Consider the following 21,014-nt stretch of genomic DNA (forward strand, 5'->3'; position numbering starts at 1 on the left):
CTTTATTGCCTTGTTCTTTATCTAATCCCTCAATGTATCTTCTTTTGGGAATGTAATTTCTACTCTAGTTCCTTTTCCAACTGTTGAAGAAATTTCAATGTGATGCCCAAGTTTATCTAGAGTTTTTTTACATAAATATAAACCTAGACCACTCGATTTTTTTTCATATCTTCCATTAAAACCTGTAAAACCTTTTTCGAAAATTCGAGGTAAGTCCTCTTCTTTAATACCTATTCCTTTATCTTCTATAACAAGTTTGTTTTCAAATGTTTCAATAGTTATCTCGCCATTCGTGCTAGAATATTTCACACTATTACCTAATATTTGTTCAAAGGCAAAACTCAACCATTTTTTATCACTAATCACCATTGTTTCATGTGAAACATAGTTTAATTTTATCTTTTTGTTAATGAATAACGCTGCATATTTTTTTACAGTATCCTTCACAACTTCATCGAGATTAATCTTCGTTATAACATAATCCGACGACGTGCTATCTAATCTTATGTACGTTAAAACCATCTCAACATATCGTTCTATTTTAAACAGTTCTTGCTGTAAGATTTTTTGATCTACTTCTTCATTATCCAATAGAAAATTCATCGCAGCAATCGGCGTTTTTATCTGATGAACCCACATACTGTAGTAATCGACCATATCTGTATTTTTTTGTCGATTTTCCTGAGTTAATTTCTCCAACTCTTCATATAATTTCTCTATAATTTTATGATAATAGTCTATTCTAATATCCAAACTTTTCGGCAGAGCTTCTAGGTCATTTAGTATATTTTGCTCCAAGAAATTTAATTTCTTATAGCTTTCTTTATAATTAACAAAATCAGAAAAGCTAGCTATAAGCGCTGCTAAAAAACAAAAACTTCCTGTATAAATTAGCGCCTCAAGTGGTAAATTATACAAATAAAACATAATGAAAAATATTAGAATAAAAACTATAAATAAAATATATACTTTTATGTTTTTCTTTAAATAACTTTTTAATATTTCCATTAGACGATGTATCCTTTACCTTTTTTAGTCGTAATAAATTCATCTATTCCTATACTTTTTAACTTAGCTCTCAGCCTATTTATGTTAACCGATAGGGTGTTTTCATCGATGAAGTTATCACTTTGCCATAAAGCGGCTATTATATCTTCTCTAGAAACAATCTTTTCTCTATTTTCTAATAATATCGTCAAAATTTTACTTTCATTTTTTGTTAATGTTGCAATATTATCTTTGTATTTAATTTCATCTTTATTTATATCAAAAATAACTTCCTTATAAACAATTAGCGAATTACTACTATTAAAATTATAAACACGTCTTAATAGAGCTTCTATTTTAGCTTTTAATACTACTAGTTTAAAAGGTTTTTCTATAAAATCATCTGCACCAATATTCATAGCCATAACTATATTCATATCATCGCTAGCTGATGAAATAAATATAATAGGTACTTTAGATATTTTTCTTATTTCTTCACAAAAATAATATCCATCAAAATAGGGGAGATTTATATCCATTAACACTATGTCTGGCTTTTCTTCTACAAATTCAGTAATAACATTTTGAAAGTTACTTACTTCATGTGTAGTGTACTGCCATTTATTAAGATAGCCAGCTATTGAGTTAGAAATTATCTCATCATCTTCTACTATCATTACTTTATACACGTTATCTCCTCCTTATTGTAAAACTTTAATAAAATTATACCATAAAATGTAAACAAACAGAAATTAATTCTTAAATTTATATAAAAGAGGAGTATTTTCCTTAAATATTAAAGTTATTTATAATTTTTATAATAAAATTAAAATTAATTGACCTTAATATTTTATAATCGATATTTCTTATAGTTAACTGTTTTTATAAATAAAATTTAAATAATAAAATACTGATAGGGGAGGGGAGAGAGTCTAGAAGTAAAAAAGAGGAGGGATGTTATTCATTATTTAGTAGTAAAATACGTATTAAAGAAATGAATATATAAAGTTTATTGTGATTTTTAAAGAAAAGGGAATAAATCTATGTAAAAAAAGAGGGGAATCACCTAAAAAAAATGGTGGAAGAGAAGGGTATGTGAAAAAAAAAAAAAAAAGGGAAGGGGAGTATACGAAAATAAGGTATTTTATTCTAAATTCACTCTACTTTCAGCATATATTCACTAAAAAAATATTTTAACTAGTTTTAATAACTTAAGAAATTATAGTTTATTTAATCAAACGATTTTTCTATTTAATTTGACAATTGAGGAATAAAATTCTATTATATATAGTAAAGATATTTAATGTTTTAAGGTATTTTTTAATAAGAATTGAAATAATTTTTCACAAAAAGGAGTTTTATTGTCATGATTAATATTGAAACTATAATGAAGTTATTACCTCACGGCTACCCTTTCTTATTGGTAGATAAAGTAATTAGTTATAAACCCGGCTCAATTGAATGTCGTAAAAATATAACGATAAACGAACCTTACTTCCAGGGTCATTTCCCTAAAAAACCTGTTGTACCAGGTGTTTTAATGATTGAAATGGCAGCACAATCTGCAGGTTTACTGTGTATTCTAGACTCTTTAGGAGTAGAAGAAGTGAATGAACAGACTGATTTTGAAACTGTCACAAATAATGTTGGTTATTTAGCTAGCGTTAAAAACTTTAAATTTAAAAGACTAGTAACAGCTGGGGATCAATTAAAGATTATATGTGAATTACAGTCTAGTTTACGTAGTCTTATAAGAGTAAATGCTGTGATTCAAGATGAAAATGGTAAAGAAGTTGCCTCAGGTGATATGTTAATAGCTAAAAGTTAGTTTTTTCACCCTATTAACGTAATTATTATCCTTTATACAGGTCTTTTTAGGATATTTCCCTAAAAAGACTTTTTTTATATACCCTCTTTTTTATAACTGAATATAAAAGAAGGTGATTAACTCTAAAGATAAATGTCGATACTGTTTATATCATTATTTATCTTTTGTTAATCACCTTCCAAAAAGAGAAAACTCGCGAGGGTTAAGACGTGTTTATTATAAATATACAATACAAAAATAAACGGTTATTAAATTATCAGAAGTCAAGTCTTAACCCCGCACATATTCTATAAATATATATTTTTTTAAGGTTAATCGGTATTTAGTAATCTTATAAATGTTTCACGTAAAACATTTTTGTTTCTTCTATATTAAATATTTTCTAATGCTAAACGTAAATCTTCGATTAAGTCATCTGCGTTTTCTAGACCGATTGATAATCTAATTTGCGCAGGAGTAATTCCTGTGTATTGTAATTCTTCTGGACTTAATTGACCGTGTGTAGTTGAAGCAGGGTGGATTGCTAAACTTTTCGCATCAGCTACATTCGCTAAGTTAGAGAATATTTCTAAACTATCAATTACTTTACGGGCTGCTTCTTCTCCACCAACTACATCGAATGAGAAGATTGAACCACTACCTTTAGGTAGGTATTTTTTAGCTAATTCATAGTATTTGTTTCCTTCTAATCCAGGGTAGTTGATTGATTCTACTTTAGGGTGTTTAGCTAAGAAGTCTAATACTTTCTTAGTATTTTCTACATGGCGTTCCACTCTTAGAGATAATGTTTCTAATCCTTGTAATAATAGGAACGCGTTGAATGGTGATAATGCTGCTCCTGTGTCACGTAATAATTGTGTTCTTACATTTGTGATAAACGCCGCAGCACCTACGTCTCTTGTATAACTCAAGTTGTGGTAACTTGGATCTTCATCTACTAATTGAGGGAATTTACCACTACCTTCCCAGTCGAATTTACCACTGTCTACGATAACACCACCAATTGATGTTCCGTGTCCACCAATGAATTTAGTCGCAGAGTGAACGATAATATCTACGCCATGGCTAAATGCATTGATTAAGTATGGACTAGCAAATGTGTTATCTACTACTAATGGAATTTTGTGTTTGTGAGCAATTTCAGCCCATTTTTCTAAATCTGCTACGTTTACTAATGGATTTCCTAAAGTTTCTACAAATAATGCTTTAGTTTTATCTGTAATAGCTTGTTCAATTTCTTCAAAGTTGTCTGGATCAACAAAAGTTGCATCTACTCCATAACGAGGTAATGTAAGTTTTAATAGGTTGTAAGTTCCTCCATACACATTTTTAGAAGATACAATATGATCTCCAGCATGAGCTAATGTTAAAAATACATATGTAATTGCAGCCATTCCTGAAGCTACTGCTAATGCACCAACTCCACCTTCTAAAGCATTGATTCTTTCTTCAAAAACAGCCGTAGTAGGGTTGGTAATACGTGTATAAATATTTCCAGCTTTTCTTAATGCAAATGAATCTGCAGCATCTTGCGTATCATCGAAAACGAATGATGTTGTTTGATAAATCGGTACAGCTCTTGCTTTTGTATCCCCAACTGTTTGTCCTGCGTGTAATTGTAATGTTTCAAAGCTAAATTTTCTTGTCATAATATATTTCCTCTTTTCTACGTTTTGATAAGTTCTGTGTTTTAGATAATAAAAAAACACCCCTATTGCTTATGCAATAGAGGCGAGTATCTTAATTCGCGTTACCACTCTAGTTTATACTAACCTTGCGATTAGTACCTTATTCAGTACATGTTTATACTGTGTGCTATATCGTGCAGCTCACGTGTTTACCTATTAGATAAACAAAACTCTAAGACCATTTTCAACTAATCTTCACCTTGTTACTTCACACCATCCAGCAACTCTCTGTTGTAGCTACGTATTAATCTACTTATCTTTTCAACGTTTTATATTAAATTTTAAACTCATTGTACACCCGTTTTATATATTTGTCAATAACTTTTTTTTAAAAATTAAAACGTTTTTTTTCTTCTATAAGATGTTAAACAAAAAATCTTATAAAAATATTTTAATTTATTTATCATTTTAAAAATAAAAATCTAGTGAAAGTATTTATTTTAATTTAAGAAATGATTATTTTTTATTTTTTCGTGTGAACTTTAAAAATAAGGGAAAAAATCTATTAAAAAACAAAGAGAAAAAGGGAGGGGAAATAAATATCAAAAAAAAACAAAATAAAACTAGAAAAAAAGGGTGAATATAAAATAAAGTGAATATATACCTGCGCAAAGATCGAAAAAAAGGAGAAGATAGCAGATAAATATTATTTTAACTGGATATTGAAATATATTGTTCCTACTCAAACACTTTCTTTCATTTCCTTTTATTCCTTTAATCATAAATTGCACCTCCTTTTCTCTAAAATACTATTTAATAAGCTTCTTTCCAACTACATACATTTTGTCCCTTCTTCATAAACCTCTTCTCCCTTTTTTTACATCCTCTACTTCTCTGTTGATTCATTTACACGTCTTTTCCTCTTTTTTATGATATAATAACAGTAATAACACTCATATTACTATATGATTATCCTAGGAGGTTTATATGGAATTCACTAAAACAAATAATGGTTTCGTTAAATATGATGAGAATGGTAGGATAATTGCTGAAATTACTTATTCTACTACTAGCAATCCTAATGTAGTTGTTGCAGATCACACTTTTGTCGATTCATCACTTCGTGGTCAAGGTGTAGCAGGGAAGCTATTAGACGCTCTTGTTAAAGATATGCACGAACAAAACAAAAAAATTATCGCAACTTGCTCTTATGTCGTTAAAAAATTCCAAGAAGATTCTTCTTTCGATTTTATTAACGCTGAAAAATAGTTTTTTAAAAGCAGGAAATTGATTTTTTCAATTTCCTGCTTTTATTTTTTATAACATTAACTGATATTATTATTTTTATATTTTGTTTTTGTTTTACATTCTAGAGATATTTACGTAATATTGTTTAATAATATTATTATTTTAGTATTCTACAATGTGTAATTGCCCTTTGTCGTATTCTGCTAGGAATATTTTAGAGGTATCTTCATATCCCATTTCTAATAAAGTTTCTTTCAGCCAGTCTTCTGTTTTATCCATTGATTCTAATGTGTTAATTTGAATGTTGCCATCTGTAATTATTGGATACTTAGGATTCTCATCGCCTTCTAATACTATGATTAATTGTCCATTTTGTTCTAACACGGCTCTTTTAACTTTTTTAATACTATATACTCCCTGACTTCTTAGTTTGAACGCTAAATCATGAGCAGTCAAACCACTCTTTCTTGTAGCTTCTACATCTATTTTTCCATTTTTCACCACAGTAATCGGTTCTCCATCTACTATTTTTTTGAAGAACATATTGTTTGTTTTCAACCATTTTTGAATAAGTACTAAAATAACCCATATTAATAAGATATTTATATACTGTAGGATTGAGATTGCTGGATTATAGATTACACCACCAATAATCCCCCCAAGTACGTAGTTTTGCACTTGATCACTTGCTGAAGATGGTGCTAAATTACCTTTACCAGAAACATTAATTACGATCACTAATGATAGTAATCCTAACGTTAATTTAATTGCTAAATCTATATATGAAAGTTGCATTATTTTTTCACCTCCACTTTTTCTACTACTGGATTTACTAAATCAATTTTTTCTAATAGATAATCATCTTTTTTACCACTACTTATTACTCTATAATATGTATCATCAATTTTTACAAATGAATTCTCTATTGATGCTTCACTATTAATATAGATACGTGTTTTTTCTATATTTAAATGCTTCGCTATTTTTTCAATAAATTGTACCGAACTCCTATATTTATTTGAAGAAATAGCTTTATCTTGATAATTTCCTATACCTATGGTTACTGCTAATATTGTTCCTAATACAAGTATTATTGATAACTCTCTATATTTTGTGTCTTGTTTATTCTTATAATATTTAACTAAACTGAACAACAATACTAAAAGTAGTAATCCTACTATTACAATTCCTACTAAATTATTTTGTTCTATTTTACTCTGTAAGTATTCGTAAGAATAAAATTTCATCGTTTTTCCTCCTTGTATATTGTTTCATGTGAAACTCGGTTATATTTTCTTCTTTGGTTTCACATGAAACATTGCTCTTTATCTTACTTCTAATTCGTAAGCAACTCTTTCTTTATCATCTAAAATATTTTTCATAGTTAATTTTATAACATCTTTTTCTTTGAATCCAAATCTACTTAAAAATTTTCTCATTATTTTATTATCTATATGCGTATCTATTCTTAAAAATTTTATGTTTTGAGACTTAGCAAAAAGATAAATAGCTTGCATAAATTCTCGAGCAATTCCTTGATGCCGAAATTTTTTTGCCGTAGCTAAACGATGAATAGCTAAATAACTAGAATTTTCTGACCAAAAAGTATGGGAGTTTTCATAATCTTCATCAAAAGTAGTGAGCATAGCTGTAGCAACTATCTCACCCGATTTATCGTATATGTATGATATTCCTTCGTTGATATCATTAATAATCGTATCTCGACTAGGTGCACCATGTTGCCACTAATTCACACCTTGTTCTTTTAAAAACTCCCTACCATCTTCTATTATCTTCATTACAACTTCTAATTCATCTTTTTTCGTTGTTCTTAACATAGTTTCACCTATTTTATTCTAATTAGTTTTTCTTGGTATCTATGCTCTTTATCGTGTAGTAGTGTTCTTATTACCTGCATAGTTTTTTCCATCGCCTCTATAGCGGAAAATTCCCATATCAGCGTAGCTTCCATAAGTAGTTCGAAGGCATCTTTAAATCCCCCAGGTCTATCTGCGCCTCTGGCATCCCCTATAAATAATGCATTATTTAAAGATACTTCATCAATTACTATGTTTTCAGGTGTATGTCCAACTAATCTATGTAATACATCTGCTAAATATGGATCTATTATATCTTTTCCATCAAATAATCGATATATTCAGATTCTGATTCAAAAATTGGTAACTGTATATCTCTTTCTACTAAATAATTTCGTCCGTATGTTTCTCTAACAATATCTATTTTCCCTAGTTCATCGAATTTTATATAATCAATAGAATATTGTGAATCACAATCATTTACATCTTCTATATAGAATTTTGGTCCCATAAATTACCTCTTTTCTAAAAAATTAATAACGGATGCAACCTAATATTATAGTTTATTCTAATTAAGTCGCCTCCGTTCATTTTATATGATATTTTTTAAATTGTTGTTTATATTCTTTAATATTTATAAAGTACCAGCTTACAATATTAAACTTGAGTCTGGTTCATTAAAAATACACGTCATGGTTTACCATAACGCATATTTTATTTTACAACAAATTGTCTTTTAATACAAGCTCAACAGGACAATGATCACTACCAAATATTTCATTGTGAATAGCCGCACTTTCTAAGTACTTTTCTAAGTCACGACTTACTAAGAAGTAATCAATTCTCCATCCTGCATTGTTTTTACGTGCATTAAAGCGATAACTCCACCAAGAGTATGAACCTGTTAAATCTGGATTATAATATCTAAATGTATCTATAAAACCTGCATCTAATAACTTCGTGAATTTTTCTCTTTCTTCTGGTGTGAATCCTGCATTTTTTGTGTTTGATTTTGGATTTTTTAAATCTATTTCTGTGTGAGCAACATTTAAATCTCCACAAACAACTACACCTTTATTTTTGTTTAATTCTAATAAATAATTTTTAAAATCTTCTTCCCAACTCATACGGTATTCTAATCTCTTAAGCTCACTACCTGAGTTCGGCGTATACACTGTAATAAAGAAGAATTTATCATATTCTAATGTAATTACACGACCTTCTGTATCATGTTCTTCGATTCCTATACCATATGTTACATTTATCGGTTCGTGTTTAGTATATATTGCAGTTCCTGAGTATCCTTTACGTTCAGCATAATTGAAATAGCTGTAATACCCATCAAATTGCAAATCTAATTGACCTGCTTGCATCTTCGTTTCTTGTAAACAAAAGAAATCAGCATCTAATTTCTTAAAATCTTCTTCAAAATTTTTACCAACAATCGCTCTAAGACCATTGACATTAAAACTTATACATTTCATTTCGTTCTCCTTGTTGTTTCATGTTTCATGTGAAACATTTTATTTTCCTAAACAGAATCTACTGAATAATTCATTTATCAGTTCATCACCAGAGTTTTCTCCGATAACTTCTCCTAATAAATTGAATGTATTCGTATAGTCTATTAACACCATGTCTACTTCTAATCCTAATTCAGCCGCACCGATAGCATCGTTTAAACTAGCTAATGCACGTTGAATAAGATTGATTTGACGTGTGTTTGATAAATATGTCGCATCTTTTGGACGAGCAGCTCCACCGAAGAATAGGTCTCTTATATTTTTCTCTAGTTCATCTATTCCTTTATATGTTGTCATAGATGTTTTTATAATAGGATGGTTATATGCTAATTTTTCAACTTCTTCAATATCAATTTTTGTCTCTAAATCTAGTTTATTTAATATTACAATAGTTGTTTTGCCTTCTGTTAGTTTTAATAACTCTTTATCGTCTTCTGTTAATTCTTCGCTACTATTTAATAAGAATAGTACTAAATCCGCTTTTTCTAGAGCTTCTTTACTGCGTTTAACACCTATTTGTTCTACGATATCGTCTGTTTCACGAATACCTGCTGTATCGATTAATTTAATAGGTACTCCTTTAATATTCACATACTCTTCTAGAACGTCACGAGTTGTTCCTGCAATATCAGTTACGATAGCTTTATTTTCTTGCAGCAGGTTATTTAAAAGCGAACTCTTACCAACGTTTGGTCGTCCAATAATCGCTGTATTTATTCCTTCTTTAATTATTTTCCCTTGTTTTGATGTCTCTAATAGACTTTCTAAACTATTTCTAATACTTGTTGATTTTTCAAGAATAGTTTTTGTCGTTTCTATTTCTAGGTCATCGTATTCAGGATAATCAATATTTACCTCAACAACTGTTAAGATATCTAAAATTTCAGCTCGCAAGCGTTTAATAAGCGTTGATAAGCGTCCTTGCATTTGATTATTAGCTATTTGACTAGCCTCATCTGTTTTACTCTTAATAAAGTCGATTACAGCTTCTGCTTGCGTTAAATCGATACGACCATTTAAGAAGGCACGTTTTGTAAATTCTCCTGGCTCAGCCATTCTAGCACCGTGTTCTAAGCAAAGTGCCAGTACTTTTTGAATCGTTACAATACCACCGTGACAGTTAATTTCTATAACGTCTTCTGTAGTGTACGTACGAGGACCTACCATTTTTACAAGCATAATTTCCTCGATTTTTTCATTCGTAGTTGGATCAACTACATTTCCATAATTTATAGTGTGACTAGCTAGACTTTCTACAGTTTTTCCTTTTGGTAGTCTTACTATTTTTTCGGCAATGCTAAATGCTTCGTCACCACTAAGTCTAACAATACCTATAGCTCCTTCTCCTAGAGCTGTCGATATAGCACAAATTGTTTCACTCATTGTTCAAACTCCTTTAAAATTTTTATATTAATAAAAAATTCATATCTTATTTATTATACACTATTCCTTTGAAATTTTCTCTATATACGACCGAACTATATACTGCTAACTATTAACTACTTGAAATCAAATTTCAACGTTAAAAAATAAGTAGCCTGGATAAATCTCCAAACTACTCATTTTTATTATTTATTGAAAAGGGATTGCCCCCCAAAAGACTTAAATTTTAACAAAGTGTATATGAGAACTCATAGACGCAGTGGTTTATTGATATCTAAAATCGCTTTATAAAAGCTTTTTAGATATCTAATAAACTGTGCGGGGGTGACTCGACAAAATCGATTTCTACGAAATCACGATTTTTGAGTCACTCCCTCTTCATTCATAATTTCAATTTCTGAAATAGCGAATTCTAAATCATCTAAATCATATTCTTTCGGTAGTACTCCACATGCTCCGTTAGCGAATGCCTGTCTTTTGTACACAGGTACATGTCCAACACTACTGCAGATAAGTACCTTCGCCCCAGGAAATTTCGTACAAATTTCTTTAGTTGCTTCTAAGCCATCCATTATCGGCATGCAAATATCCATTGTTACGAAATTTGGTTTTATTCTTCTATACATTCGCACAGCTTGTTCTCCATTTTCTGCAAAATAATACTCATATCCTGCACGACTAACAACTTCCGCACCACGGCTTCTATAATAAGAACTATCATCAACTATTAATACTGTCTTCATTAGACCTCCTATTTAGCTGTAATAACTAAATATCTATGTGGCTCTTCACCACGTGATTCTGTTTCAACGTTTTTAATACCTGTTAAAGCATTGTGAATAATTTTTCTTTCAATACTTGTCATAGGTTCTAATTCAACTGGTTTTCCAATTTTCTTAGATTTCTTAGCTAAGTTTAATGCTAAGTCTTCTAATGTTTTCTTACGATTTTCTCTATAATCGTCACAGTCTACTTCAATTCTGAAGTAGTGTGAGCTGAATTTTTTAGCGAAGTTATTAACTAAAAACTGTAAACTATTTAAAGTTATACCACGTTTCCCGATAATTAGGCTAGTATTTTCTTCTGTTTTAATATTTAAAGTGAAGTGACGGTTTCCATCTTCTCTAAAATCAACAGTAGCATCAGGATATCCCATCGCAATAACGATATTTTGTAGGTAACTTACGATACGGTCTTGATTTTTTACGATATAATCTTCTCTTTTAGCTTTTTTAATCGGCTCTTCTGCTGTTTCTGCTTCTTCAGTTTCAACAACAGTTTCTTCTTCAACTATTTCTGTTTTTTCAACACGAGCTTCTTGTTCAACTACTTTTTCTACTGAAACTTCTTCTGTTTTTTCAGTTGTTTCCTCAACCTCAACAACTTTTTCTTCTTTTTTCTCTACTTCAATAACTTTAGCAACAGCTTCATCTTTATTATATTCTTCATCTAATGGAATTAATTTTACCTTTGCTTCTTTTTTGAATAATCCGAAGATACCTGTACTACCACCTTCGATTACTTCAATTTTCACTGCATCTTCTGATAAAGATAGGTCTTTTAACCCCTTTTTAATAGCCTCATCTACAGTAGCTCCAATATAATAATATTCTTTTTCCATTCTTAACTCCTCTTCGCTTTCATAAGTTTTGATCTTTTTAAAACATGATCGATGCTGCTACCAAATTCTAAAAACGGCAATTCTTTAGCACCAGGTCTTGCAATCACTATTATATCATAGTTTTTTACATATTCTTTTCTTGTTTTAAAAGTTTCTCGTATATATCTTTTTATTTTATTACGTTCGAAGGCTTTTCCTAATTTTTTACTTACAGAAATTCCTAAACGCATGTGGTCTAAATTATTTTTTTGATAATAAATAACAAACTGTCTATTCGCAAAAGATTGTTTTTTTCTTATAATATTATCGAAATCTTGACTTCTTTTTACTCTATATTCTTTTTTCATTTTAAAACCTTTCTTAACACTAATATTTTAACAGTTTATTTACTTTTTTACAACTATCTTTCATATTTTTTAGGACTGACTAATAAAAAAAAGGGTACCACTTTCGTGATACCCTCAGTGCAAACATTAAGCTGAAAGAACTTTTCTTCCTTTAGCTCTACGTCTTGCTAATACATTTCTTCCGTTTTTAGTGCTCATTCTAGCTCTAAATCCGTGTACTTTTGAATGTTTTCTTTTATTTGGTTGATACGTACGTTTCATTTTGTCCTCCTCGAGTTTTCTTTAACTTAGATAGATGTAATAACTGAATTAGTTTAACATATCTGAAATAATTTATCAAGCAAAAACCTCATTTTTTCAAAAAAAATATTTTCTTAAAGAAAAATATTCTAAATGACAGTCTTTTTAGCACTATTTATGAGTAATATTTCTTTTAACCTATTAATATAAATCCCCCTTAAAGTACAAAAAAAATAATATAGTTGTTAATAATCACTTAAAAACTATAAAAAAATATTTAAGTATATTTCCTACTAACTTTTCCACAGTTGTTAAATAGTTATCCACAATTTTTTGTGAATAACTTAAATAACTTTAAAATCTCAATTTTACTTTCTTATTAGTTTTTCACAGATTTATAACGTTATTAACAATTTCACATTTAAAAGTTTTCCACAGTTGTTAATTGTGTGTGAAAAACTTATAAACTATATTTATATCAATGTTGCTCTTTGTGAAAAACTTATTGATATTTTATTCTTCCTTCTTTTATTTCTTTACTTTTTAACATATTCACAGCTTTTTCCTAGTATATTATTCACATAGTTAAAAACTTCTGTTAACAACTTGTTAATAACTATCATTTTATTTTATTAACAGTTTATGCTATAATTATTTATATATTTTTTTAAGGAGGTATTTCATTGAGTAATTCTAATTTCTTATGGGAAATAATTCTTCGCGAACTAAAAAGTACTGTAGATCCTCATGTATTTGATACATGGTTTTCTAGTGCTTCTATCGATAATGTCGATTTTATGAAAAAATCTATCGTTATTACTAGTAAAGAAGCTCTTATTTCTCAATTTATTCAAAGTGCTTATGATCAAAAATTAAAAGAAATACTAAAGAAAAATACTGGATTTGATTTCAATATAGAATATACTTCCCTTGATAATGGTCTTCCGCTAATTACTCCTCATGTTGAAGATGAAAAACCAGCAGCAGAAAACTTAATTAGACAGAATTTCCTTCAAGGTGACAAACCTTCTGGAGCTCAACATTTTTATCAAAAACAAACTTTCCCTCTAGAAGATTATAAAAAACCTGAACCAAATAAGAATATTATAGCAAGTAAGAAAAACCCTACTCTTAATAAAAACTATACATTTGAAAACTTTGTAGTAGGAGAAGGGAATGCTTTTACACATAATATAGCTTGGAACGTGGCTGTTTCTCCTGGTGGAATATACAATCCGCTATTTATATACGGAGGGGTTGGACTTGGAAAAACTCACTTACTTCACGCTATTGGTAATGAAATGGAAGCTAATTTCCCTGATTTTAAAATAGAGTGTATATCTTCTGAGAAATTCTTAAATGAGTTTCTTGCTTCTATTAAACCGATGAAAGACAAGAACAATTATACTAATGCGGATGAAGACTTTAGAAGAAAATACCGTGATGTAGATGCTCTTTTAATCGATGATATTCAATTTTTATCAGGGAAAACAGAAACACAAAACGCATTTTTCCATACATTTAATGAACTACAAATGAATCAAAAACAGATCGTTCTTATAAGTGATCGCTCTCCATCTCAACTTAATGATTTGGAAGATAGATTGGTTACTAGATTCAGTCAGGGGATAACTGCAGATATTACACCACCTGACTTCGAAACTCGTATGGCTATTATTAAATTTAAATGCGAACAGTTCGATATTAAACTAGATGAAGAAACACTTACTTATATTTCTAGCAATGTCTCTTCTAATATAAGAGAGCTTGAAGGTGTGCTTAAACGCATTAAGTTCACAGCAACTTCTAAACATGAACAACCTTCACTTAGTATTGCCGAGGAAATACTAAAAAGTGCTAAAACTTCACCAAGAAAAAATATCTCACCTGAAAATATCATTAATGTATGTGCTGATTTCTATAAAATCAAGGTTGATGATATATTATCTTCTTCTCGTAAAAAGGAAGTCGTTCAGGTTAGAAATATTGCTATCTATCTATGTAGGGAACTTACTACTTTATCATTCCCTTCTATAGGAGATTGCTTCAATAAAGATCATACTTCTATTCTTTATTCATTTAATAAGATTGCAAAACTTAGCAAAGATGAAAATCCTGAAATTTTTGAAGATATAGAAGTGATAAAAGAACGTTTAGGAAAAATCTAGAAGCCTGTTAAATTCTACTATAGATATTCAAAACTTTGTTAACAAGTTATTAACAAGTAAAAAATCAATATTTTTGAGCTATCTTTAGTTTTCCACAGTTTTTACAGGCCTTATTATTATTATTTTATTAAATATATATTATATATAAGGAGAAAAAATGAAATTTACTATAACTAAATCAAATTTTCTTGATGGATTAAATCATGTATCAAGAGTAATAGCACCTAATTCTCTTTTTGAAATTTTAAAAGGTATAAAAATAGAATTAGAAAAAGATCAACTTATATTAAAAGCAAGTGATTCTTTAGTATCTGTTGAATATTCAATAAATAGTTATGAAGATGACAAAGAAATTATAACTATTGAAGAAGAAGGTCAAGTAGTATTACCATCTCGTAATTTTATAGAAATTATTAGAAAAGCACCTACTGATTTAATAGAAATTGAAACAATAGAAAATAACATATTAGTTAAATCAGGAAAAAGTGAATTTAACGTAAAAGGATATGATGCAAATGATTATCCAGAATTCCCAGTTATTTCTAAAGAAAATAGTCTTAAATTAGAAGCTAATATCTTTAATGATATTATTAAAGAAACAGTATTCTGTACAGCTCCTAATGATCAAAGACCAATTTTAGAGGGAGTTAACTTCTCATTAAGTAACAAAATTTTAACAGCGACTGCTACAGACTCATATCGTCTAAGTAGAAGACAAGTTACACTTAATGATGAAGATAGTAATAAAGAGTTTAATTTAATTATTCCTAGAAAAGCTCTAACTTACTTCCAAAGAATGATAGAAAATGGAAAAGATCAAGTAGAAATTTTCTATGAAAATAATAGAATAGTTCTTTATTACCAAAATGTAGTTTATACAGTATTACTAATTAGCGGGAATTATCCAAATACTAATAAACTTATTCCTACTGTTTTTGAATGTACATTTGTAGCTAATAGTAGAGAATTCTTTAATGCTGTAGATAGGGTTGCATTAATGAGTAGAGAAGATAAAGATGATATTATTAAATTAGTAGTTACTGATAATCTATTAGAAGTTTCTTCTCAATCAAAAGATTTAGGAAGTGCTGTAGAAGAATTAAAAGTTTCTTCTACGTTAGAAGATGATAAATTTGAAATTTCTGTATCTGGTAAATATTTAAAAGACGCGGTATCTGCTGTTGCAGCTGAAGAAATTATCGTTAAGTTCTCTGGAGAATTAACAGCGTTTATTATTCAACCAAGTGATTACCACAGAGAGATTATCGAATTAATTTTACCGGTAAGAACTTACTAATAACATATAAAAATTAGATTTAAACATAAAAATGTAGTTATTTATTAGATATTCAACAAGTTTTTTAACAACTTTTTGGATATCTAATAAACTGTGTAGGGGAGATTTTACATAATAAGGGAAAGGTGCTGACATAAAAGTACTAAATTTCAAAAAAGTTTATATGAGAAATCATAAACATATTAGTTTATTGATATCTAATAAACTTTACAGGGAAATTCGATAAAATTATATTTTTAAAATATCGATTTTAAATTAATCCCAAACTCTTAATAGTAAAATCACTCCTTTTTCTATGTTAACTAAGGAGGAACAATGACAAAAAAATCGAATAGTATATTAATTATACTTGGTGTTATCTTTTTAAGTCTTATATTAAGAACACCTATAACATCAGTTGGGGCAATATTAGGTCCATTAAAATCTATATTAGATATAAATAATACAGTGGCAGGATTTATTACAACAATCCCATTAATTGCTTTTGCAATTTTTAGTCCTATGGTAGCAAAACTTTCAAACAAAGCTGGATTAGAAAAAACATTATTATTAGCTGTTGTTACAATAAGTATCGGATTAGCGTTAAGATTTTACATTAATACGTATGTATTCTTTCTTACGACATTTATAATTGGAGTAGGAATAACTGTAGGTAATGTACTATTACCAGGATTAGTAAAAAAATACTATCCAGAAAAATTAGGACTTATGACAGGTTTTTATGCAGTTGTTATGAATGTAGGAGCTGCAGTTGCGGCTGGTATTAGCTACCCAATCTTAAGTACAAATATCGGTGGAGAAAAATTCTCAACAGGTCTTGCTGTTAATATTTGGTTAGTAATAGCTGTAATTAATATTTTTGTATACACAGCAATGTCGAAAAATAGCCGTGTAAGTGAAGTGAAAGATAGTCATGAGAAAGTACATGGATATTTTAAACATTCGAAAGTGTGGACTATTATGCTAAGTATGGGGCTGCAATCAGCACTATTTTATTGTAGCGTTTCTTGGTTTTCAGAAATAATGATTAGTAAAGGTTTCACGCCAGAAACTGCAGGATTATTATTATCAATAAGCCAATTTGCACAATTTCCATCAACATTTATCGTACCGATTTTAGCAGATAAACTACATAATAAACTAATTATTCCTGTAATTATTACTATAGGATACTTAGTATCATTAGTAGGAATGTTATATACAAGTGGAAATTTCGCAACAATGTTAATCTTTATTATTATCTTTGCCTTAGCTGGAGGAGGATCATTCTCTTATGTAATGTATCTATTCTCTGCTAAATCAAGAAATGAAAGAGAAGCGGCTGATATTTCAGGGTTAGCTCAATCAGGAGGATATTTATTAGCTGCAGTATTCCCACCATTATTAGGATACATTAGAGATATTTCAGATTGGAATAAAGGATTATATGTATTAATTTTAACTGCTGCGGTATTATTAGTGACACTAGTACACTGTAGTTCAAAAGGGAATATAATAGAAAAATAACTTAAGAAAGAGGTTCAAAAATGATTTGAGCCTCTTTTATCTATGAAAATGAATAGAGAAATATAGAATATAAGAAGAAAAACGTAAAACTGTGATATTACAGAGTAGAAAAATAATAGTAAATAACTAATACACTTAAATGTAACATAAATACAGAAAATTAAATATAAATAGTACAAGTAGAAAAATAAAGAAAATAAATAAAATTTTTTTAAAAAATTTAACCTTAAAAAATGTACTAATTATAATAAAATTAGAAAATTATCTTGTACTAAAAGTGTATGCATAAACAAAGACAACAAAAGGAAAACGCTTTAATTTTCGCAGATAAAACACTATAAAAATTTCAAAAAATATATGAAAATTTGTTTAGATTAATAACAAGATAGCATAAATAAAGGCAATAAAAACACTTTCTTTTTTTCCAATAGTGTGATATAATTCTAAGGGAAATGAGATATTCGTACTTTAATAAGAGTTGTTATAGTATTTTATCCCATAAAAATAAAATAGTAAAAATAATTACTTAAAAAATATCTAAAACTATATATATATATTAATGGAGGTTTTCTTATGAAAGCGAAAAATAGAAAAGTTGTTTTAATAGGAGCAGGAATGGTAGGGATGAGCTTTGCTTATCAATTATATTCAAGCGGACTTTGTGAAGAACTAGGATTAATCGACTTCTTCGCTGAAAAAGCTGAAGGTGAAGCAATGGACCTTAACCACGGTGGAGCTTTAGTACCACCTATTAAAGTAACTTCAGGTGGATATGAACAATGTGCTGATGCAGACGTTATCGTAATCGCTGGAGGTCTTCCACAAAAACCAGGTGAAACTCGTCTTGACCTAGTTGACAAAAACATTAAAGTTGTTAAAGACATGTCAGAACAAATCGTTGCTTCTGGATTCGATGGAGTTATCGTTATTGCATCTAACCCAGTAGACGTATTAACTAACGCTTTACAAAAATTCACTGGATTCCCAAGAAACAGAATCGTTGGATCTGGTACAACTCTTGACTCTTCAAGATTCCGTTACATCTTAGGAGACAAATTAGGATTAGCACCAAGCAGTGTTCGTGGATATATCATTGGGGAACACGGAGACACTCAACTTGCTGCATGGAGTAACGTAAATGTTTACGGAAAACAATTCGATAAATTCTTAGAAACTTCTAAATACACTAAAGAAGATTTCGCTGATGTAGAAGAAAAAGTTATGCGTGCTGCATACGAAGTAATCAACCGTAAACGTGCTACTTACTATGCAATCGGACTTGCATTATTCACAATCGTTAAAGCTATATTACGTGACGAAAACGTTGAGCTTGCAGTAAGTGGATACTGTGATGGACACTACGGAATCGACGGATTATATATCGGAACTCCAGCTATCGTTGGACGCGAAGGTGTTCGTGAAGTAGTAGAATTAGACTTAACTGAAGAAGAAACAGCTAAAATGCAACACTCTGCTAAAGTATTAAAAGAAACTTTAGAAAAAGCATACGCATCTTTAGAAGCATAATTTAAAGAAAATTATAGGAGAGTTAGATTCTAATCTTAAATTTTTAAGGAGAATTTAACTCTTCTTTTTTTTATTATTTCAATAAAATGAATATTAATATTAAAGGGAAGTAAACGTTTTTTGAAAATAAATAAATATAGAAAAAAATGTTTTCAAATACTAGACTTATAGAAAAAAATTTGGTACAATATATACGGATGAAAAGGTTTTTAAAGTTATCAAAGAAATTTAAAATAAAAAAGTAGAGGAGAAAAACTATGACAATAACGATATATGACGTAGCAAAAGAAGCAAAAGTATCGATGGCGACAGTTTCAAGGGTTGTTAATAATAATCCAAATGTAAAAGAAGATACAAGACTACGTGTACAAGAGGTTATCAAAAAATTAAGATATACACCTAACGCTGTTGCCAGAGGACTAGCTAGTAAAAAAACAACAACTATTGGTATAGTATTACCAGATATTGCAGATTTATCTTCTGCAGAAATAGTTAGTGGTATAGAATCAGTAGCTAATATGTATAAATATAACATTATTTTAGCAAACTCATGTGATGATAAAGAAATTGAAAAAAATATCTTCGCTTCATTTGTAAGTAAACAAGTAGATGGAATTATTTACTTAGGTCATTCACTATCAGATAGTTCAAAAAATTACTTACAAGATATTCAAATACCAGTAGTTTTAGCAGGTAACCTAGGAACAGATTCTGATTTCTATGCAGTAAACATTGATTATGAAAAAGCAGCATACGATGTAACGAAAGAATTTTTAGCAAAAGGATCTAAAAAAATTTCATTAGTAATAGATAAATACGAAAGCCAAAAAACTCAAAGACTGATAAAAGGATACAAAGATGCCCTTGCTTCAGAAAAAGTAGAGTTTAAACCACAAAACATAATTGATGGATATAGAACATATAAAGAAAGTAATAAACTATATAAAGCATTAAGTAATATCGATTCAGAAGTAGTAATTACTATGTTTGATGAAGTAGCGCTAGCTATAATGCAACAAGCACTAGATTTAGGTGTAAGTATTCCAGGTGATTTACAAATCCTTTCATTAGAGAATACAAAACTAATAAACATGACAAGACCGAAAATTTCTTCAGTATTCCAACCAATATTTGATATCGGTGCAGTATCAATGCGTGTACTAACAAAAATAATTGATATTGAAAAAGCAAAACGTAAAGGTGAAGAAATAGATGAGGTAGAATTAGAAGAATTTAATGTACAAGAAAATGAAATGAATCTACCTTATAGAATAGTTCATAGACAAACTACAAAATAAATAAAAAAACATATTCTATAGAAGAAAAAGTTTAGAAATAGAAAAAATGAAATTTTCTAAACTTTTTTTTCATTTTCTATTGACATAATATAAAACTGGTGATAGAATAATAAAAGTCTTCTGATAGAGAAGCCGAACAATAAAACATTTCAAAATATTAAATGTTAAGAAATTTCAAAAAAATCTTGACAAAAAACAAAAGAAATGATATTATTAATAAGTCTTAAAAAGATAAGAAGTTCTAAAAAAAACTTTTTAAAAAAATAAAAAAAAGTTCTTGACAAAAACTTCTAAAAATGATAAAATAATTTAAGTGTTGAACAAACATTTAAAAAGAAATTAAATAATGCGGGTGTAGTTTAGTGGTAAAACCTCAGTCTTCCAAACTGATGTTGTGAGTTCGATTCTCATCACCCGCTCCATTATTTTGAACATTGAAAACTAAACGAATTAAGTCAACGTTAATTCCAAAAAGGACAGTTTTAAAAAGAAACTATAAAACTTTTTAATGAGCTAATCAAGCTAACAAATTTATTTGGAGAGTTTGATCCTGGCTCAGGACGAACGCTGGCGGCGTGCCTAATACATGCAAGTCG

21 protein-coding genes, 1 tRNA gene, 1 rRNA gene and 1 other annotated feature are annotated in these 21,014 nt (G+C 29.1%); of the genes, 9 read left to right on the forward strand and 14 right to left on the reverse strand.

The window, feature by feature from the left end; all coding sequences use genetic code 11:
- Positions 1 to 21: 21 nt before the first annotated feature.
- A complete protein-coding gene (locus ACWOA3_RS07445; protein WP_254263176.1) occupies positions 22 to 927 on the reverse strand; it encodes a sensor histidine kinase in 906 nt (301 codons plus the stop codon).
- Between the two features lie 80 nt (positions 928 to 1,007).
- A complete protein-coding gene (locus ACWOA3_RS07450) occupies positions 1,008 to 1,676 on the reverse strand; it encodes a response regulator transcription factor (protein WP_456885084.1) in 669 nt (222 codons plus the stop codon).
- Positions 1,677 to 2,353: 677 nt separating this feature from the next.
- On the opposite strand from ACWOA3_RS07450, the gene fabZ reads away from it, so the two are divergent.
- Positions 2,354 to 2,815, forward strand: coding sequence for a 3-hydroxyacyl-ACP dehydratase FabZ (gene fabZ, locus ACWOA3_RS07455; protein WP_003147436.1), 462 nt, complete (start codon positions 2,354 to 2,356; stop codon positions 2,813 to 2,815).
- 371 nt (positions 2,816 to 3,186) lie between these two features.
- Here fabZ and ACWOA3_RS07460 read toward each other — a convergent pair whose 3' ends face one another.
- On the reverse strand, positions 3,187 to 4,464 hold the full coding sequence (locus ACWOA3_RS07460; RefSeq protein ID WP_456885087.1) for an O-acetylhomoserine aminocarboxypropyltransferase/cysteine synthase family protein: 1,278 nt from the start codon (positions 4,462 to 4,464) through the stop codon (positions 3,187 to 3,189).
- A gap of 75 nt (positions 4,465 to 4,539) precedes the next feature.
- Positions 4,540 to 4,777 (reverse strand) — a binding site (T-box leader).
- A gap of 653 nt (positions 4,778 to 5,430) precedes the next feature.
- Here ACWOA3_RS07460 and ACWOA3_RS07465 point away from each other — a divergent pair.
- A complete protein-coding gene (locus tag ACWOA3_RS07465) occupies positions 5,431 to 5,712 on the forward strand; it encodes a GNAT family N-acetyltransferase (protein WP_442566597.1) in 282 nt (93 codons plus the stop codon).
- Positions 5,713 to 5,853: 141 nt separating this feature from the next.
- On the opposite strand, the gene ACWOA3_RS07470 is transcribed toward ACWOA3_RS07465, so the two are convergent.
- The 11 genes from ACWOA3_RS07470 to rpmH form a co-directional block, all read right to left on the reverse strand.
- Positions 5,854 to 6,486, reverse strand: coding sequence for a DUF421 domain-containing protein (locus ACWOA3_RS07470; RefSeq protein ID WP_456885089.1), 633 nt, complete (start codon positions 6,484 to 6,486; stop codon positions 5,854 to 5,856).
- The gene (locus tag ACWOA3_RS07475) at positions 6,486 to 6,938 is read right to left on the reverse strand and encodes a DUF3290 family protein (RefSeq protein ID WP_442566599.1); all 453 of its coding nucleotides are present in this window, start codon (positions 6,936 to 6,938) and stop codon (positions 6,486 to 6,488) included. Before ACWOA3_RS07475 ends, ACWOA3_RS07470 begins: the two co-directional genes overlap by 1 nt.
- Before the next feature lie 78 nt (positions 6,939 to 7,016).
- Complete coding sequence (locus tag ACWOA3_RS07480; RefSeq protein ID WP_456885111.1) at positions 7,017 to 7,406, reverse strand: GNAT family N-acetyltransferase; 390 nt, start codon at positions 7,404 to 7,406, stop codon at positions 7,017 to 7,019.
- Between the two features lie 131 nt (positions 7,407 to 7,537).
- Positions 7,538 to 7,663 carry a hypothetical protein gene (locus tag ACWOA3_RS07485; RefSeq protein WP_456885091.1) on the reverse strand — a complete coding sequence of 42 codons (126 nt, stop codon included), beginning with the start codon at positions 7,661 to 7,663 and terminating at the stop codon, positions 7,538 to 7,540.
- A gap of 155 nt (positions 7,664 to 7,818) precedes the next feature.
- On the reverse strand, positions 7,819 to 8,019 hold the full coding sequence (locus ACWOA3_RS07490; protein WP_456885094.1) for a hypothetical protein: 201 nt from the start codon (positions 8,017 to 8,019) through the stop codon (positions 7,819 to 7,821).
- A gap of 208 nt (positions 8,020 to 8,227) precedes the next feature.
- A complete protein-coding gene (locus tag ACWOA3_RS07495; protein ID WP_456885098.1) occupies positions 8,228 to 8,992 on the reverse strand; it encodes an exodeoxyribonuclease III in 765 nt (254 codons plus the stop codon).
- A gap of 39 nt (positions 8,993 to 9,031) precedes the next feature.
- Positions 9,032 to 10,414, reverse strand: a complete 1,383-nt coding sequence (gene mnmE, locus ACWOA3_RS07500) for a tRNA uridine-5-carboxymethylaminomethyl(34) synthesis GTPase MnmE (protein WP_456885102.1) — start codon at positions 10,412 to 10,414, stop codon at positions 9,032 to 9,034.
- 353 nt (positions 10,415 to 10,767) lie between these two features.
- Positions 10,768 to 11,157 (reverse strand): response regulator, encoded by a 390-nt coding sequence (locus tag ACWOA3_RS07505; RefSeq protein ID WP_442566793.1) that lies wholly within the window; start codon positions 11,155 to 11,157, stop codon positions 10,768 to 10,770.
- An 8-nt stretch (positions 11,158 to 11,165) separates the two neighbouring features.
- Positions 11,166 to 12,035, reverse strand: coding sequence for an RNA-binding cell elongation regulator Jag/EloR (gene jag, locus ACWOA3_RS07510; RefSeq protein ID WP_456885105.1), 870 nt, complete (start codon positions 12,033 to 12,035; stop codon positions 11,166 to 11,168).
- Between the two features lie 2 nt (positions 12,036 to 12,037).
- A complete protein-coding gene (gene rnpA, locus ACWOA3_RS07515; RefSeq protein WP_003147423.1) occupies positions 12,038 to 12,382 on the reverse strand; it encodes a ribonuclease P protein component in 345 nt (114 codons plus the stop codon).
- A 126-nt stretch (positions 12,383 to 12,508) separates the two neighbouring features.
- On the reverse strand, positions 12,509 to 12,643 hold the full coding sequence (gene rpmH, locus ACWOA3_RS07520) for a 50S ribosomal protein L34 (RefSeq protein ID WP_003144116.1): 135 nt from the start codon (positions 12,641 to 12,643) through the stop codon (positions 12,509 to 12,511).
- Positions 12,644 to 13,305: 662 nt separating this feature from the next.
- Here rpmH and dnaA point away from each other — a divergent pair.
- The 7 genes from dnaA to ACWOA3_RS07555 all read left to right on the forward strand — a co-directional run.
- Positions 13,306 to 14,790: a chromosomal replication initiator protein DnaA gene (dnaA, locus tag ACWOA3_RS07525; protein ID WP_442566795.1), complete on the forward strand. Its 1,485-nt coding sequence runs from the start codon at positions 13,306 to 13,308 to the stop codon at positions 14,788 to 14,790.
- A 157-nt stretch (positions 14,791 to 14,947) separates the two neighbouring features.
- Positions 14,948 to 16,087, forward strand: a complete 1,140-nt coding sequence (dnaN, locus tag ACWOA3_RS07530; RefSeq protein ID WP_003147421.1) for a DNA polymerase III subunit beta — start codon at positions 14,948 to 14,950, stop codon at positions 16,085 to 16,087.
- 315 nt (positions 16,088 to 16,402) lie between these two features.
- On the forward strand, positions 16,403 to 17,593 hold the full coding sequence (locus ACWOA3_RS07535; protein ID WP_003147420.1) for a CynX/NimT family MFS transporter: 1,191 nt from the start codon (positions 16,403 to 16,405) through the stop codon (positions 17,591 to 17,593).
- Positions 17,594 to 18,166: 573 nt separating this feature from the next.
- On the forward strand, positions 18,167 to 19,120 hold the full coding sequence (locus tag ACWOA3_RS07540) for an L-lactate dehydrogenase (protein WP_003147419.1): 954 nt from the start codon (positions 18,167 to 18,169) through the stop codon (positions 19,118 to 19,120).
- A gap of 257 nt (positions 19,121 to 19,377) precedes the next feature.
- A complete protein-coding gene (locus ACWOA3_RS07545) occupies positions 19,378 to 20,418 on the forward strand; it encodes a LacI family DNA-binding transcriptional regulator (protein WP_442566798.1) in 1,041 nt (346 codons plus the stop codon).
- A 348-nt stretch (positions 20,419 to 20,766) separates the two neighbouring features.
- A tRNA-Gly gene (locus ACWOA3_RS07550) sits at positions 20,767 to 20,840 on the forward strand.
- Positions 20,841 to 20,950: 110 nt separating this feature from the next.
- A 16S ribosomal RNA gene (locus ACWOA3_RS07555) occupies positions 20,951 to 21,014 on the forward strand; the annotation flags it as partial.

The sequence above is a fragment of the Gemella taiwanensis genome (genome assembly GCF_054054385.1).

Excerpts from the sequence above, each read along its gene's own strand:
- ACWOA3_RS07465 (WP_442566597.1), top strand. The coding sequence starts at position 5,431 with ATGGAATTCACTAAAACAAATAATGGTTTCGTTAAATATGATGAGAAT.
- ACWOA3_RS07540 (WP_003147419.1), top strand. The coding sequence starts at position 18,167 with ATGAAAGCGAAAAATAGAAAAGTTGTTTTAATAGGAGCAGGAATGGTA.
- ACWOA3_RS07470 (WP_456885089.1), bottom strand. The coding sequence starts at position 6,486 with ATGCAACTTTCATATATAGATTTAGCAATTAAATTAACGTTAGGATTA.
- fabZ (WP_003147436.1), top strand. The coding sequence starts at position 2,354 with ATGATTAATATTGAAACTATAATGAAGTTATTACCTCACGGCTACCCT.
- jag (WP_456885105.1), bottom strand. The coding sequence starts at position 12,035 with ATGGAAAAAGAATATTATTATATTGGAGCTACTGTAGATGAGGCTATT.
- ACWOA3_RS07545 (WP_442566798.1), top strand. The coding sequence starts at position 19,378 with ATGACAATAACGATATATGACGTAGCAAAAGAAGCAAAAGTATCGATG.
- ACWOA3_RS07535 (WP_003147420.1), top strand. The coding sequence starts at position 16,403 with ATGACAAAAAAATCGAATAGTATATTAATTATACTTGGTGTTATCTTT.
- rpmH (WP_003144116.1), bottom strand. The coding sequence starts at position 12,643 with ATGAAACGTACGTATCAACCAAATAAAAGAAAACATTCAAAAGTACAC.
- ACWOA3_RS07505 (WP_442566793.1), bottom strand. The coding sequence starts at position 11,157 with ATGAAGACAGTATTAATAGTTGATGATAGTTCTTATTATAGAAGCCGT.
- ACWOA3_RS07445 (WP_254263176.1), bottom strand. The coding sequence starts at position 927 with ATGTTTTATTTGTATAATTTACCACTTGAGGCGCTAATTTATACAGGA.
- dnaN (WP_003147421.1), top strand. The coding sequence starts at position 14,948 with ATGAAATTTACTATAACTAAATCAAATTTTCTTGATGGATTAAATCAT.
- mnmE (WP_456885102.1), bottom strand. The coding sequence starts at position 10,414 with ATGAGTGAAACAATTTGTGCTATATCGACAGCTCTAGGAGAAGGAGCT.
- ACWOA3_RS07485 (WP_456885091.1), bottom strand. The coding sequence starts at position 7,663 with ATGGAAGCTACGCTGATATGGGAATTTTCCGCTATAGAGGCGATGGAA.
- ACWOA3_RS07490 (WP_456885094.1), bottom strand. The coding sequence starts at position 8,019 with ATGGGACCAAAATTCTATATAGAAGATGTAAATGATTGTGATTCACAA.
- ACWOA3_RS07460 (WP_456885087.1), bottom strand. The coding sequence starts at position 4,464 with ATGACAAGAAAATTTAGCTTTGAAACATTACAATTACACGCAGGACAA.
- ACWOA3_RS07495 (WP_456885098.1), bottom strand. The coding sequence starts at position 8,992 with ATGAAATGTATAAGTTTTAATGTCAATGGTCTTAGAGCGATTGTTGGT.
- rnpA (WP_003147423.1), bottom strand. The coding sequence starts at position 12,382 with ATGAAAAAAGAATATAGAGTAAAAAGAAGTCAAGATTTCGATAATATT.
- ACWOA3_RS07475 (WP_442566599.1), bottom strand. The coding sequence starts at position 6,938 with ATGAAATTTTATTCTTACGAATACTTACAGAGTAAAATAGAACAAAAT.